Consider the following 15,332-nt stretch of genomic DNA (forward strand, 5'->3'; position numbering starts at 1 on the left):
TTTTTATTAGATATTGTTTTAGAATAGAATGAGGTTTGGTTTAGAAACCTTCTGTTCCTCTCCACGGAGCCGCTACATAAGGGAAAATAGCTTGAAATGGTTTGTCATTGGCTTCAACACCTGTGGTGTAGCCTAATACATTCAATAAATCTTCGGTAACAGGATTTGTGCCATCAAAATCATCATACCATAAGCCAATTGCAGCCAATACAATACCTGAAACTGCTTGCAATTCGATACGGGTTACATCGTCTTCTAAACGACGACCATTTGGGAAACCATCCATATTTGGAATGAACTGTATGCTGGTGTTTGCAAATTGTGGATCTAACAATCCTAAAACTGCTGCTTGAACCAAACCCAATGAGCTGAAAGCAGCATCATCGCGAGGGGTTGGAGGTACTGCCATGTTCAATCGAAGCATATCGCCAGCAGTTGGCAAAAAGTTATTGATGAATGGCTTACCTGCTGCTAATGGATTGCCCCCTTTGCCTGTTGCCAATTGATAAGGAGGAAAATTCGGTGCTCCTGTGTAGAAAATTGGCCATAAATCCACTGAACGAGGTGCACCTGCTTTGGGTAGTAACAATGTACCAAAAATTGCATCGTCTAATGCAGTTCCTGCTACGGCAGCCGATCCCTTCAATATAAAAGCACCGTCAGCACCATTGGTAAAGTCTAATCCAAGACCCAAAGAGTTTTTCTGAATACGCAATGGAGCAAATGCGGGTACTGCGCCACCAAACAAATCGTCGTCCATATACAAGGCCAATTCTGGATTGTAAAAATGCTCATACAATGCTGCATCTTCACCACATGGACTTAAAGAATTCCAATAGTCTTTTGACATGATTGGAATAACGGCTTCGTTGGTCAATGGCATGCCCAAACGAGAAACTTGAACCCAAGTGCCACTGTCATTAATCAAATCTCCACTGCTGCTCAAGGTTCTTACAGAAGGACGACTAGCGGATGCCCAAACACCAATCACAAAATCGCCATCCAAAATATCGGTTGCTTCGCTTACATCTTTTCCATCTTTTTGAAGCGTTGAAATCGGTATTTGAATAGAGATGGTATGGCAATTGTAGCCACCCAATCCATCTCTGGAAGTGCCTGATTGACGAGGTGCATCACCTAAATCAAAAATGCCTCCTAAATCTACAAAGAAAGGATCATCTACTGGCCCACAGAATACTTTCTCTCCTGTTGAAGCCGTTGTAATAGCTGCTGTCATTAATTCTTCGTAGCTGCTTGCTCCCAATCCAACTACTGTGTTTTGACTTTCGATAGAACGAGGTCCAATATTGTTTGGAGGAACAACACCATTAGACACAATGGTTGTGAAACTTGCACCACCATCCATACTTCTTTGAAGTGTATATGTGGTTTTTAAGTTTTCTCCAAATCGAATATTGAAGAAAGTAGTAGGGTCTTCGTTTGTTTTGGAGAAGGTGAATCTGTAAATGATTTCTTCGCAAGAAGAACTTGCATCGTTGTCAACATGAATCTCGTAGCGAATATTCTCCCCAAAAGAATAATAGTTAGGCCCTCCTTGTGGAAGTTCTGCGGGAATGTAATTGGCAATGATTGTAACAGTGTTTGGAGCATCAGGGCTTCTGAAAGCATAAACATCTGTGTTGTCTGCCAAGGGGTCATTAGAAATTAATGGTGCTTCTCTATGGCTAGATGCTTCAACTGGTGTGCTAACTATTCCGATGGACAACATCATGCCCAGAAACATTAGCCACATAGTTTGAATACTGCCATGAGGTTGGAGTAACTTTAATGAAAACATAGTTAAGTATTTAGAATTAAAATGAATAAGGATATTGTTTACCTTTTTAATTGTCATTCTAACTTACGACAGAAAAAGAAGCTTGGATTACGATAAAAAAAAAAAATATAGTATTGACAAAATTAAATTCCTGAAATGCTATTTATCAATGCTTTATGGATTTTTTAGATTTTCCCTCTAACATAAAGCACCCAGTTATGATTTGGTAGTAAAAATAAAATGTGAAAATTGAGAACAAAAACCCTTCAATTTTGTAGCAATTATTTATTCGGTGTCGTTTTTTTTTGGGAATATTTAGCTATAAGTAGTATCAATTGTGAATAGTTGAATAGAGATTATTTTTTTTTGCAAGAAATGAATAATCCAACCATTTGTTTTCTTCGTATGTATGGAACGACCTTAATTTTTTAACTTTAATAATCATTTCTTGTTAGATTTTTGTCTACTATTATTATCATAGGTTTTTAATTTATAATAAATATATACCTTCAATATTTTGAACATACAAAATTACATATCATCGGGTATTTTAGAGCTGTATGCTTTGGATATGCTTTCGGAAATAGAAAAACAAGAAGTTGAAGTAATACTTGATGGGTATGATGCTATAAAACTTGAATTGTTAGAAATTCAAGAAGCTTTAGAGTTTTATGCCATTCTCCACTCTGTAGAACCTCCACAAAATATATTTCAGAGTGTGGCTGCTGCAACTGAAAATATGAACAACACATTGGAGAATACAATCCAAACTAATCCTCCCACAAAAAATGTTGTTGAAAATTCAATTCCATCCATAGTTTCTACAAAACGCATACGAAATTTACAATATCTTACGGCAGCAGCTACTATTCTACTGATACTAAGTGCTGCTTTAAACTGGAAATACCATACGCAACTGAAGGAGGCAAAGACTGAAATAGCATTACTTAATCAAGAAAAAGAATCTATTTCTGACAACTTCAATAGTATGCAGGCAAAATACAATGTTGCAAACTTAGAATTGAATGTTTTGCAAAATCCCGATAATAGAATTATCAAGATGGCGGGCAATGAAAACCATCCCGAATCATTGGCTTATGTATATTGGAATGTAGAGTCTCAAGAAGTATATGTTAAAGTTGCAGAATTACCTACTCCTCCTTCCGAAAAGCAATATCAGTTGTGGGCATTGAAGGATGGAAAGCCCATTGATGCGGGTGTTTTTAATGTAGAAACGGGCATATTGAAGGTTAAAAACATCGAAGCCGCAGATGCTTTTGCCGTAACGCTTGAAAACAAAGGTGGTAGCGAACAACCTACACTCGAACAACTATATGTCGTGGGAGAGGTTAAATTAATTTAGATAATAAATTGTATTATTTCACTTTCATTACAAAAAAATAGCCTGCTTAGAAATTCTAAGCAGGCTATTTTTTTGTAATTTTCTTATATCTCAGTATCACATTCATCGGATGAGTATTTGAAGAACAGAACAGTTCAATTGGAAATAAATAATTGCTGATAGGCTTATCTTCTCCTGCCCTTCTTTTTACTCAAGCCAATGTTTAGGTCTAAATTATCAATAGCAAACAATATTCTATCTTTAATATAGGCAGGTGGTGCAAGTTGGAAACTAGCCGCATAGTATTCAAGGCTTCTTTGAATGCCTTCTAGTTCTGCCTGAATAATATTATTTTTTGAACATATATTTTCAACATATCTTCTTTCTCCATCACATACCATCCCTAAACAATATGCTTCTAATGTACCCGAATTGATAAATTCATTAATTTTTGACATAACTTTGGTATTCTAAGTTAACAGTTAATTTGTTCTTAGGTAAGTTTTTAAACAATAGGGATTTTATTTAAAGGAATAGTAAAAATCGAAGATCTTATAAAAATAAGATTAAATTTTGCTTAGATAGTTTAATAAGGCAGGTAAAATTCTCGTCAATTCTGTTACTTATCTTTTAATAATGATTGGTAGGTTAATTAAACGCTTTTGGATTAGATTTTGTTTTATTCAATCAGAACAGTTACATCAATTTTCGCAATTCTCTTATCGCTATTCGTACGCGTGATTTTACCGTTCCTAATGGTATGTCGAATTGATCCGCTATTTCTCTTTGAGTAAAACCTTGAAAATAGACCAAATCTATAATTTGTTTTAAATCAGGATTTAACTTTTCAACTATTGATTGTAAGCCAATTGCATGAACATTGGTTTCAGTACTCAATTCATTGGGAGTATATACTTGATCATCGATACTGTCCGTTTTGGAGTTTTTGCGGTATGCTTTAGAACGAACGAAGTCTATAGAAGCATTTCGAGCGATATTCAGCATCCAAGTGAAAAAACGACCTTTTGACGCATCATAACTGTCTATGTTCTTCCAAATTTTGATGAACGTATCCTGCAAAATATTTTCTGCATGATGCTTTGATTGGGTAATCCGCATAATCACGCCATATAGTGCTGCTGCATAGCTATCATACAATAAATTTAATGCTACTTTATTGTGTAACTTCAACAAGGCAACTAACTGTTCCTCTGATATTTTGGGACTGTTTGTTTTCAAGTATTGTTGGCTTTGTAATGTCTTGGTAGAGTTTGTTAAGTCCACTTTTAAAAAATAATTATTTCCCTCAAAAATAAGAAATTATACTGAAAGATTAAGCAATAACAAAAATAATATTGCTCAAGATTTAAATTTAATATAATCCAAATAGTAGCTAAATTCGTAGGTGAAAGTAAATATACTAAAACTAACACTCAAATTTTAACTTAGTTCACGTCAAATAAAAATTATACAACATTCTAATCATTCATTCAAAAATGACGAGTCGCTAAAATGACAGTCTTTCTTCAAGAAAGAATTTATATTTGAACTCTATTTTTACAAAATAAAATATTCCCTAAAATGCTATCAAAGAATACTTTTCTTTTTTTAAAGTCTATCCTTCAAAAAAAACATATCATGACAAAGATATTTAATAATCTTAAATATTTTAGATTCACTGCTGTAATAAGTTTACTGTTTTTGTCGCATATCTGTCTTTTTGCACATCAGGGTACAGTAAAAGGCACAGTATATGATAATGACACAAAACTCCCCTTGATTGGCGCAAATATCTGGCTCAACAATTCGGAACAAGGAGCTGTAACGAATGAATTTGGTATATACCGTTTCAATCATTTATCACCAGGAATTTACCAAGTCAAAATATCTTTTATAGGTTTTGAAGCGCAAGAATTTGCCATTGAAGTAAAAGATGAAGCAACTGTTACACCTGTCACTTATCTAAAAGCCAGTAGCTTACAACTCAATGAAGCCATTGTGAGAGCCAATGGCAGTATGAAAGATCAACTCAGCAGCATTCAAGCTATTGACGTTGCACTTAGACCTGCCAATTCTTCACAAGATATTTTGCGTGCTGTGCCAGGACTTTTCATCGGACAACACGCAGGAGGAGGAAAAGCTGAACAAATATTTCTTAGAGGCTTTGACATAGACCATGGAACTGATATTCGACTCAATGTAGATGGAATGCCCGTCAATATGGTCTCTCATGCACATGGTCAAGGATATGCTGATCTTCACTTCTTGATTCCTGAAACAATTGGACTTACCCAGTTTGATAAAGGACCCTATTACGCTCGTCAAGGTGATTTCACTACGGCAGGATATGTGGATTTTCGCACCAAAAATGCACTCGACAAAAGCATGGTCAAATTGGAGGCAGGTCAGTTTGATACCAAACGAGCCGTTGCCCTTGTAGATGTATTGGGTAAGGAAAGCGATGAACGCAAACAAAGTGCTTATATCGCATCCGAATATTTATTCACCAATGGTCCCTTTGAAAGTTCCCAAAACTTTCGGCGCATCAATCTCATGGGAAAATACCACCAACACCTCAATGAAAACAAAATATTGACCGCTACTTTCTCTCACTTCAATAGTCAGTGGGATGCTTCTGGACAAATACCGCAACGGGCAGTTGACAGGGGCTTGATTGGGCGTTTTGGAGCGATTGATGATACAGAGGGAGGCAATACAAGTCGTACCAATCTCAATTTGCAGATGACTTCTTTTACCGAAAATGGCAACCTCTTCAAAAACCAATTTTACTATTCACACTACGATTTTGAACTTTACTCCAATTTCACCTTCTTCCTAGAGGATGCCGAAAATGGCGACCAAATTCGCCAAAAAGAAGACCGACATATTTTTGGCTACAATACTTCTTATGATATAGAAAGTAACTTGGCAAACCGTCCACTCTACACCGAAATCGGAGGAGGTATTCGCTTTGACAACAGTGATGAAAATGAACTGTCACACACCAAAAACCGCACGACAACTTTGGAGCGTTTGGCGTATGGTGATATTGACGAAACCAACCTTAGTGCGTATGTAGATGCGGCTTGGGAAGTTTCGGATAAGCTAAACATTCATGGTGGTTTGCGTTATGATCAATTTCAATTTCAATACGTTGATTTTCTTCAAACAACCTATGAAAATCAGTCTCAAAACAAAGGTATTTTGGCACCCAAACTCAGCCTTTATTATGATGTCAGCAAAAATTTACAACTATACGGCAAAGCAGGTATTGGCTTTCACTCCAATGATACACGAGTAGTTGTGGCACAAAATGGCACTGAAATTCTCCCAAAAGCTTTTGGTACAGACTTCGGTATGTTGTGGAAACCACTGAATAGGTTGTTGGTCAATATGGGCGTGTGGCGATTGAATTTGGAGCAGGAATTTGTCTATGTAGGCGATGCAGGTGTGGTAGAGCCAAGTGGCGAAACCGAACGCTATGGATTGGATCTTTCTCTTCGGTATCAGCTCAACGATTGGTTATTTTTGGATACAGACATCAACCTAACCAAAGCCAAAGTAATCGGTGAACCTGAAGGTGCAAATAACATTCCTTTAGCTCCTCTGTTTACAAGTATTGGTGGTTTGACAGTTCAGCATCCTTCTGGCTTCAATGGCAGTTTGCGCTATCGACAGATGGGCGACCGTCCTGCAAATGAAGACAATAGCATCACGGCGGAAGGTTACTTTATTTTGGATGCGGTGGTGAAATACACCAACTCTCGTTTTGAAGTTGGTCTTTCGATAGAAAATCTATTGGATACAGCTTGGAATGAAACTCAATTTGATACGGAGTCTCGTTTGGCGAATGAAATCGAGCCAGTGTCGGAGATTCACTTTACTCCTGGTACTCCGTTTTTTGGGAAGATGAGTATTGGGGTATTTTTCTAATATGAATTACAGATGAGTGAAAAGTTCAACAAATGGTACGAAAAACTATAATATTAGAAAGGCTATGAGATGATTTAGCATAGCCTTTCTTGAAATTCAACTTATTTGTTTACAAGTAATTATTTGAATTCAATTTAATTTCCTGTACCTTCAGCAGCCACCTCTGCCGCATTGATACGTGCCAACTCTTTATCCACATAATACAGGCTTTGTGAGCCATCTCCAATCAGCTTAATTTTATCCAAAATGGTTCGCATTAGGCTTTCTTCTTCCCTTTGTTCGGTAATGTACCATTGAAGGAAATTTATGGTAACATAATCATTTTCACTCGTTGCAAGGTGCATGAGTTGATGAATAGATTGGGTTACTTTTTGTTCATGTTCATAAACCTTTTGGAACATCATCCTCACGGACTCAAACTCATGTGGCGGCTGCGGAATGGCAGGAGTCAAAGCATGGGCATCGACCTCACTCATGTAGCTAAACAAGCGAAGCATGTGTTGTAATTCTTCAGAAGATTGGCGGTGCATAAATTGGGCGCAACCTTCTAAACCTTGTTTGTCGCACCAACTTGCCATAGATAAATACAAAAAGGAAGCATAGCCCTCCAAAACAATTTGTTTGTTGAGTGCATCCGTCATTTTTTCAGAAATCATACTTAATCAAATATTTATTACAAATAAAATTTTGTGTGTTTTTAATTTATTTCTAACTATTTCACCATCATTTTCCCTCCAACTATATCCGTACCATTCCCTAACGTATATAGGTAAACACCCGATTGCAGCGAAAGCAAATGGGCATCAATTGTCCACTCATTTTCCCCAATTTGAGCTTGAAGTGAACGTTCATGCACCTTTTTGCCTGCAATGTCAAAAATGGACAAGGTCAAAGAAGTGTTTTGTTTGGAAGTCAAGTGAATACTTGTTTGATCTTGAAAAGGATTGGGCGCATTGTAGGTTTGATCAAAAGTGATTGAATGCGTATCTTTTATTGAAGTGAAACATTCTTCTTGTGGTGCTACAACCCGCAATACATATCCTCCAAATTCAATTGGAACGGGAAAAAATATGTCGGGTGAATAGGCAGTTATTTTTAGCAGCAAAGGATATTCTCCAATCTGATTGCTCATTCCTGTGATGCGGATACATTCAACGACACCACCATAAATCGTCCAATTGGTCGCACTTGTTTCAAAGGTGAAACCCGAAGGCAAACCAATAGAATTAGGATTGGTGAGGACTGCTCGGTCTATATCTACGAAAATAGTCAATGCGGGTAAAAATTCACCTGCATAGATAGAATCAGGCATGATTACGGTTAGGTCAAAGGTATAAGGCTGTCCTTGACAGGCCGCAGGCAATCCGTCACTAAACAATATACTTCCATCGGGTAAAGTATCATTTTGAGGTCTTGGATATACGCCAAAAAAACCAGAATAAGGAGGTTCTTCTGTTTGGCAATCGCTTTGTGCCATTGCAATGGTTGTAGTGAACAACAAGCCAATCAGTAAAGTCAAAAATGAAGATTGTGATTTTTGTGTCATTGGAGTAGAGTATTTGGTGGTGAATAGGTTATTTTTTTTAGGTGATTTGACTATTATTTATTCTTGTTCGTCAAGTAAATAGGTAGATCTAAATGCCATGCTAAAAGTAGGTTCTTCCATTTCTTCCAATGGAAGTTTGACATAAAAAGTAGTTCCTTCATCTACTTTCGATTCAAACCATATCAAACCTTTTGCTGCTTCTACGATGCTTTTTGACATGGCCAAGCCTAAACCCATGCCTGAGTTTTTGGTTGTAAAATTCGGCACAAAAACCTTGTCTTTTTTCTCTTCGTCAATTCCACAGCCATTGTCTGCTACACCTATCACAATAGAGTTTTTGGCTTTTTTTACATTCACGACAATAATACCTTGTTTTCCATCTGGAATGGCTTGAATCGCATTTTTAATTAGATTGTTAAATACCCTAATTAATTGATCTTTATCTGCGTTTACATAACAAGTATCTTCTGGCATGAGTTTGAAGACCCGCACATTTTCGGTATCTTTATAGAGTGTCACTGTATTCTCGATTACTTCGTTGATATTCATCATTTCGTTGATAGGTGTAGGCATTTGAGCAAAAGATGAAAATTCTGTTGCAATCCGAGAAAGGGTGTCAATTTGTTCTACCAAAGTACGGCTTACCCTATCCATCAATGCTCCTACATTGGGGCGATTGTCTTTGATAGCCCTTTGAAGGTGTTGAATGCTCAATTTCATGGGAGTCAATGGGTTTTTAATTTCATGTGCTACTTGCTTTGCCATTTGCCGCCAAGCATACTCCCGTTCGTTTTTAGCCAATTTTTTGGCACTCTTATCCAATTCTATGATGGTCTCATTGTACTGTGTCACCAAAGTTCCAATTTCATCGTTGTCAGGCCACTCCAATAAATCATTTTGCTGACCTAGACGAATATTTTTGAGTTTGTCGCTAATCATCTTCAATGGATTGGTAATAGAATTGGCAATAGCCAAAGCCAACAATGCTGCAATGAGCCATATCACTACATATACATTGATTAATGTGACCAAAAAGGCAGAAATCTCGCTTCTCAATTCCTTTTCTTTCGCAAAGTAGGGAAGATTCAAAAATCCAACAACTGTCCCTTTTTCGTTTTTGATAGGCACATAAGATGACAGGTATGAAAGTGTGCCAATCGTTTCATGGTGAATAAATTGGCTCTTATAAGCTTGCGACATCTGGTGAAATGCCACTGGATCCATCTGTGTCGACCGCAATTGTTTTTCGAATATGGCATCTTGAGAAGATTGCAGCAACTGACCATTGCTATCAAAAAGATTGATGTCCATTGAATGAATACTCGCCAGAGCATCTACCCTACTTTCCCATTCGCTGGCATTTGTAAAAGAGTCGTAGCGCCGTATAGAATTGGCATCTTTTTGAAGGGTATTTTCTATGGAAGTCAGCACTTCTTTTTGCTTTTGCAGCAGTATTTCTTGGTGATAATGGGTTGTTTTTTGGTAAAAATAGAGGATACTCACCAATGCAATCACCACAAACGACACCAACAAAATGGACAACATGGCTACATTGATTCTCATCCTCAAAGAGGAATAAAATAAATCCCTAATACGAATATTCTTGGAATGTTTAATGATATAAATAAGAAAGGATATGAACAATACCGTAAAGCCTGAAATCAAAAACAAATGGGAGAACATAGATAGGTAATCCATGATTCCTTTGCTTTCCCTCGAAACGATGATGGTTTTTCCATCTTCTGAATTTTGAATAAAGTGCGAATAACCATCGTAGGTGATGTGTTTGCTTTCGTTACCATGAGAGGAGAAAAGGGAGTCTTGCCGATAATCATAGGCAAAGTTTCCTTTGTGTGTTCTCAAATCACCGTCTTTGTAAACCGCATAACTGTAATCAATAAACTCAGCGGGTTCTCTAAATTTATCTTCGATAATCAACTCAGGATAAACATTCTCCTTATCAGATTTTTTCTCCATTTCAATGATTAAATACCCCAACAAGGTTAGGTCATCATCCAACGGAAATATGGGAAGTTTTGCCAGATAGTTGTAGCCACCTGTTGAAGTATTGGGAATCAAAGAAAGATAGTGCGCCAAGGTCTTTTTCTGAAATTTCATGCGTCCTTCGTAATCTTCCAAACGCACAGTTTTCTCAGTATTCTTGAGGGATTGACCTCTTTTTTTGTAGGCTTCAATGTCAATTTTGTATTTATTGAAGCTGCCCCCAAAGTGTTTCTGCAAAATACGTTCCTTCAATTCTTTTTCAGGCAAAAGCGGATTGCGGTAATACAAACGAATCACATCGTCTTCCAGCATGATTTTTTTTGCAGCATCTTCAAACATAAATTCTGCAATCTTATCCTCTTCCGTAATTACCTGTTCTACAATTTGTTGCCGAATTTCTTGTTCCCTTTCCATACTAAGGTTGTGTAGCAACATCGCTGTAAAAGCCGAAAAAACAAATACCCACAACAACATTCTCTTCAATCCATTTTCTTTGCTGAGCGTATTTAAAAACCAATCCAACAACAAATTGAAGATGAGTATCCAGCCCAACACAAATATGTGATATTGTTCAAAAGTAATCAATTGTAGGTAGGCAATATACAAAACAGAAATAACCACAAAACCTATTACTTTTTGCTCAACTGACAAGCCCAATTGATGAACAATACTTGCTATTTTTTTGCAGACCAAAAAGAAACCTATCAATAATATCATCAAAATGAATCCACCTACAATCGTTTTGAATTCCAAATAGATGAAATTGGTGATGTCAAAAGCTACTTTGAAATGTAGCACCAAGGATCTGATGACGTAAAAGGTAGCGGAAGTATAGACCAACAAAACAGTCAAAAAAGCAAGGTAAATACTTAATTTCTTGAAATATGGATAATCACTGTGTAGGGGTATATTAATTTTTCGGTAGAAAAAAACAATCAACCAAAGAACCAAAAAGACTATCAACAATAAACTACCCAAAGAACTAAGATAAGACGGACTATCAACATTTTCTGAGAAAAAGATAGGAAAAACATTGAGAAATGTTGGTATGTAATATTTTGTAATCAAAAACCCAAGGAGTCCAATACTTGTAAACAAAAATAAAAATCCACTCCAAGGCCGGTACTTGCTCTGCAAATAGTTGGCAATGACTACCAAAACAAGTAAAAACCCCAATAAACCGAGAATCCATATAAACAACCAGAGGTAATGAAAATTGGAAGCAGTGAGGTTGTGATCAAAATATACATAAAGTGGCGGTTCAGAATTGGCGAGTTGTACTTTATTTTTACTGACCAAACTATCAACACTTACCTTTATACCTGTCGAAATATTGAAATCAGCACTCAGTTGATTTTTTAAGTATTTATTTTCTGAGTCATAATTGTGTTGAATCAATTGAAGCGCAATGATTTTCATCTCTCCTTGTTGACTTCCTCTTTCACTTGCACTAATGGTTTTTTTCACCAACTGATAATAACCGTTTTTCAGGCTTACAATACTTGCGCCATCCTTCGATTCTGTAATCATCCCTTCTGGAATCACCACTTCATTGGAATTCCAAAAAAATATTTGATTCTGAAAATAAGTGAGAATAATATATGGCTTTTCTATCAATTGCTGTAATTCCTCCTTCGAATACTCGCTTTTTTCTATTTTTCTTATCAATTCATTGTCTTGAATCAACTCATAGAAATCAGCTTCCATTTTTTGCAATTTGGAATTGATTTTATTGGCTGTTTTAGGAAGAGAAGGAGATTGTGAAGAATAGTATTGCCCTATAAAGGAGACCAATAGCAATACTATTGAAGCCAGTAAAATTTGGTATATGTATTTGAATAGAGTTTGCAATAGTAATGCCTTTTTAATTCTTGGATAGATTTTGGTGGATAAGTAGAGTTAAGCGTAACTATTCAAGGTTTAATGCAAAATACGCATAAATTATGCCAACATAAAACTTTAATGTCGAATTTTAATGCCTTGATTTATAAACCAAAAATCAATCTTCTTCTGCTTTTTTCTTAATGTAATGATACTGAACATTCCACTGCTGTTTATTATCCGCTAGGGTGTTGGGGAGTTCTTTCGATTTGGGCATCCAAAAGGGTTCTTCAATAATTTCCAGGTCTTCTTCCTCTTCTTGCAAATAAAGCGGTACATCCTGTTTGGCCTCATGTCTAAAGTAAAAAGCGCAAATGATCCCCGCCAATGCTCCTGCAATATGACCTTCCCAAGACACTCCCTCCTGAATCGGCAATAAACCCCAAACCAAACCACCATAAAAAAACGTCACCAATAATGCCAAGGCCATTGACCGCACATCTTTTCGCAAAATACCACTAAAAAATACAAAAAACGCCATGCCATAGATAACTCCACTTGCGCCAATGTGATACGAAGGCCTCCCAATCACCCAAGTCCAAAAACCACTCATCACCACCAACCAAAACAACAACTCAAAAGCAATCGGACGATAATTGTGCAAAACAATGAATCCCAATAGTATAATCGGAAATGAATTGGAGAACAAATGGGATAAATCACCATGCAAAAAAGGTGAAAAAACAATGCCCCTCAATCCCAAAAGCGTGCGAGGCTCGATTCCCCAATTGGAAAAGGAATAACCACTTCCGAGTTCCACCAACTTAATCACCCACAACAACACGACAAATAATGACGGAAGCAGCAAGCTATACTTTACCTTTTGTTTTTCTGTGTCTAAAGGATTCATAAAGAAAAATTGAAGTGTCCTCCTTCACTTCAATGAAGTATTTTACCAACTCATCGAAGTAGAATTTCTAAAAAATGACTTATATCTACTGCTTAATGCCTGAGTCTTCAAAATAGTTCAATCCAATCAAAACCCGAAACAATCAACACTTGTTTGAAGCAGAATTGACATTCCGAACAGGAATGTATAATTTTGACTTTTCTTTTCACTTCAATATTTATCTATCTACATGACATTCACCGAGCTACTTCAATGGATTGACCAAGGCGAAGGCACCAATTTGGAATTCAAAATGGAGATTACCCACACCTCCAAAATTGCCAAAACCATCTGTGCATTCGCCAATACCAAAGGCGGCACGATTGTCGTAGGCGTAGCAGATGATGGTGAAATAGTCGGGCTGACAGACCCCAAGCGAACCATCCAAAAACTAAAAGATGCCGCCATGATGTCAGAACTCCCTGTCGTTGTGCAGTTTGACCAATTAGAGATAAACGAATCCCTGGTCGTCGTAGCTGCCTATGTGCCCCGCAGCAACAACAAACCCCACCACATCACCGACTCAAAAGGACAAAAACGAGCCTATATCCGAACCCGTGACAAAACCATGATTGCCAACCCCATTGTCCAAAAATCCCTTCAAATCGAAACTCCCGAATCATCTTCCGAAGAACCCGACTTGGACTTAGACTCCAAAGAAAAGGGATTGTTGAAATATTTGGAAAATCGTGAAAAAATCACCCTCAAACAATACATGAGCCTCGTCAACATCTCCAAACGCCGAGCCCGCCGTTCACTCGTCAAACTGACCCTCGATGGCGTACTGCGAGAAATAGATGCCAGTGGGGAGAATTATTATGTGTTGGCTTAGAGGCAAATATGCTATTCCAACCGTTGATGAACTTTTTAAGTGTTGTCAAGGTGAAAGAGAAGATTCAAATGCCATCACTCATTTGGAGAAATTATAGACAATTCACCTCACAATCACCAACCTCTCACTCCTCCAAAAATTCCCATCAGGGTACCTCAAAAAATAGATACCCGACGGAAATGTACTAACAGAAAAGCTTATTTTTTCGTTGATTCGGTCAAATTGCAGTACAATTTTACCTGCAAAATCGGTGACAAACAGTTCTTCAATAGGTGTTTGGACTTCAATAGTAACGAGATTATTTGCAGGATTTGGATAGAATTGAAGTGAGGAATGGGAGTTTGGAACTTCAACTGATTTTTTGAAGCTTGTTTTTTCTACAATTTTATTTTCTTCAAAGACTTCTGTTTCCTCTTCATCCGCCATTGAAGGGTCTTCAAAATAGGCAGGTGATTTAAGGATTTGGTAAGTGATGGTTTGATATTCAGCAGGTGTTTCTATAAACTTCCATACTTTACAATCTTCTAATGGATAGCAACAAAGCATTTTCGGTAGTTCCTCTTCCGATGCAAGGGCTTTAATCCATTTCCCACTTGCAGGCTTCACCATCACACTATCTCTAACTGTTTCAAAAACAGGAGGATGGTAAATGAGTTTTTTCGCTGCCTGTTTTAGAATCTCATGGGTAGTAGTTTCATATTGAGGTGGAATTTCTCGTAGTACCCACATTCTGAAATCAGGCGGACACTCTGATATACAACAAATAGGTATTCCACCTTTTCTCCACTCAATTCTTGCAGGCTTCACCATCACACTATCTCTAACCGTTTCAAAAACAGGAGGCAGAAAAATGTATTGAACATTTGAGTCCATTTGTGCCATTGAAGGACAGCAGAAAAGAAGGAAAAATAGAATTGGCAAAAATCGTTGCATAACTTTGAAATTTTTGATAGCTGCAATTTAATATTCATTTTATTTTGCTGCAATTTTTAAATACTCATTAACAAAGCATTAACAATTCACTCTCTACAATTCCACCTTACATCAAATTTGGATTTTCACCAAACAAGCAATACCTTCGCATCCATAGAATCAAACGCATCAAACAAGCAGCTAAAGCATCTACAA

11 protein-coding genes are annotated in these 15,332 nt (G+C 37.1%); 3 read left to right on the forward strand and 8 right to left on the reverse strand.

The window, feature by feature from the left end:
• Positions 1-40: 40 nt before the first annotated feature.
• On the reverse strand, positions 41-1,798 hold the full coding sequence (locus tag R3E32_05790; GenBank protein ID MEZ4884233.1) for a DUF4331 domain-containing protein: 1,758 nt from the start codon (positions 1,796-1,798) through the stop codon (positions 41-43).
• A 496-nt stretch (positions 1,799-2,294) separates the two neighbouring features.
• On the opposite strand from R3E32_05790, the gene R3E32_05795 reads away from it, so the two are divergent.
• On the forward strand, positions 2,295-3,140 hold the full coding sequence (locus R3E32_05795) for an anti-sigma factor (GenBank protein ID MEZ4884234.1): 846 nt from the start codon (positions 2,295-2,297) through the stop codon (positions 3,138-3,140).
• Between the two features lie 164 nt (positions 3,141-3,304).
• Here R3E32_05795 and R3E32_05800 read toward each other — a convergent pair whose 3' ends face one another.
• The gene (locus R3E32_05800; protein ID MEZ4884235.1) at positions 3,305-3,577 is read right to left on the reverse strand and encodes a hypothetical protein; all 273 of its coding nucleotides are present in this window, start codon (positions 3,575-3,577) and stop codon (positions 3,305-3,307) included.
• Between the two features lie 238 nt (positions 3,578-3,815).
• Positions 3,816-4,358, reverse strand: coding sequence for a sigma-70 family RNA polymerase sigma factor (locus tag R3E32_05805; GenBank protein MEZ4884236.1), 543 nt, complete (start codon positions 4,356-4,358; stop codon positions 3,816-3,818).
• Positions 4,359-4,757: 399 nt separating this feature from the next.
• On the opposite strand from R3E32_05805, the gene R3E32_05810 reads away from it, so the two are divergent.
• The gene (locus R3E32_05810) at positions 4,758-7,052 is read left to right on the forward strand and encodes a TonB-dependent receptor (GenBank protein ID MEZ4884237.1); all 2,295 of its coding nucleotides are present in this window, start codon (positions 4,758-4,760) and stop codon (positions 7,050-7,052) included.
• Positions 7,053-7,186: 134 nt separating this feature from the next.
• On the opposite strand, the gene R3E32_05815 is transcribed toward R3E32_05810, so the two are convergent.
• From R3E32_05815 to R3E32_05830, 4 genes are all read right to left on the reverse strand, one after another.
• Positions 7,187-7,708 carry a ferritin gene (locus R3E32_05815; protein MEZ4884238.1) on the reverse strand — a complete coding sequence of 174 codons (522 nt, stop codon included), beginning with the start codon at positions 7,706-7,708 and terminating at the stop codon, positions 7,187-7,189.
• A gap of 56 nt (positions 7,709-7,764) precedes the next feature.
• Positions 7,765-8,598 (reverse strand): T9SS type A sorting domain-containing protein, encoded by an 834-nt coding sequence (locus R3E32_05820; protein MEZ4884239.1) that lies wholly within the window; start codon positions 8,596-8,598, stop codon positions 7,765-7,767.
• A 57-nt stretch (positions 8,599-8,655) separates the two neighbouring features.
• On the reverse strand, positions 8,656-12,309 hold the full coding sequence (locus tag R3E32_05825) for a HAMP domain-containing sensor histidine kinase (protein ID MEZ4884240.1): 3,654 nt from the start codon (positions 12,307-12,309) through the stop codon (positions 8,656-8,658).
• Between the two features lie 292 nt (positions 12,310-12,601).
• Positions 12,602-13,333 carry a rhomboid family intramembrane serine protease gene (locus tag R3E32_05830; protein ID MEZ4884241.1) on the reverse strand — a complete coding sequence of 244 codons (732 nt, stop codon included), beginning with the start codon at positions 13,331-13,333 and terminating at the stop codon, positions 12,602-12,604.
• 229 nt (positions 13,334-13,562) lie between these two features.
• Between R3E32_05830 and R3E32_05835 the strand changes: the two genes are divergently transcribed.
• Positions 13,563-14,204, forward strand: a complete 642-nt coding sequence (locus R3E32_05835; protein MEZ4884242.1) for a putative DNA binding domain-containing protein — start codon at positions 13,563-13,565, stop codon at positions 14,202-14,204.
• A 102-nt stretch (positions 14,205-14,306) separates the two neighbouring features.
• Here the strand turns inward: R3E32_05835 and R3E32_05840 are convergent, their stop codons facing one another.
• Entirely contained in the window at positions 14,307-15,137 is an 831-nt protein-coding gene (locus tag R3E32_05840; GenBank protein ID MEZ4884243.1) for a T9SS type A sorting domain-containing protein, read from the reverse strand.
• Positions 15,138-15,332: the final 195 nt, after the last annotated feature.

The sequence above is a fragment of the Chitinophagales bacterium genome (assembly GCA_041392475.1).
Taxonomy (GTDB): domain Bacteria; phylum Bacteroidota; class Bacteroidia; order Chitinophagales; family UBA2359; genus JAUHXA01.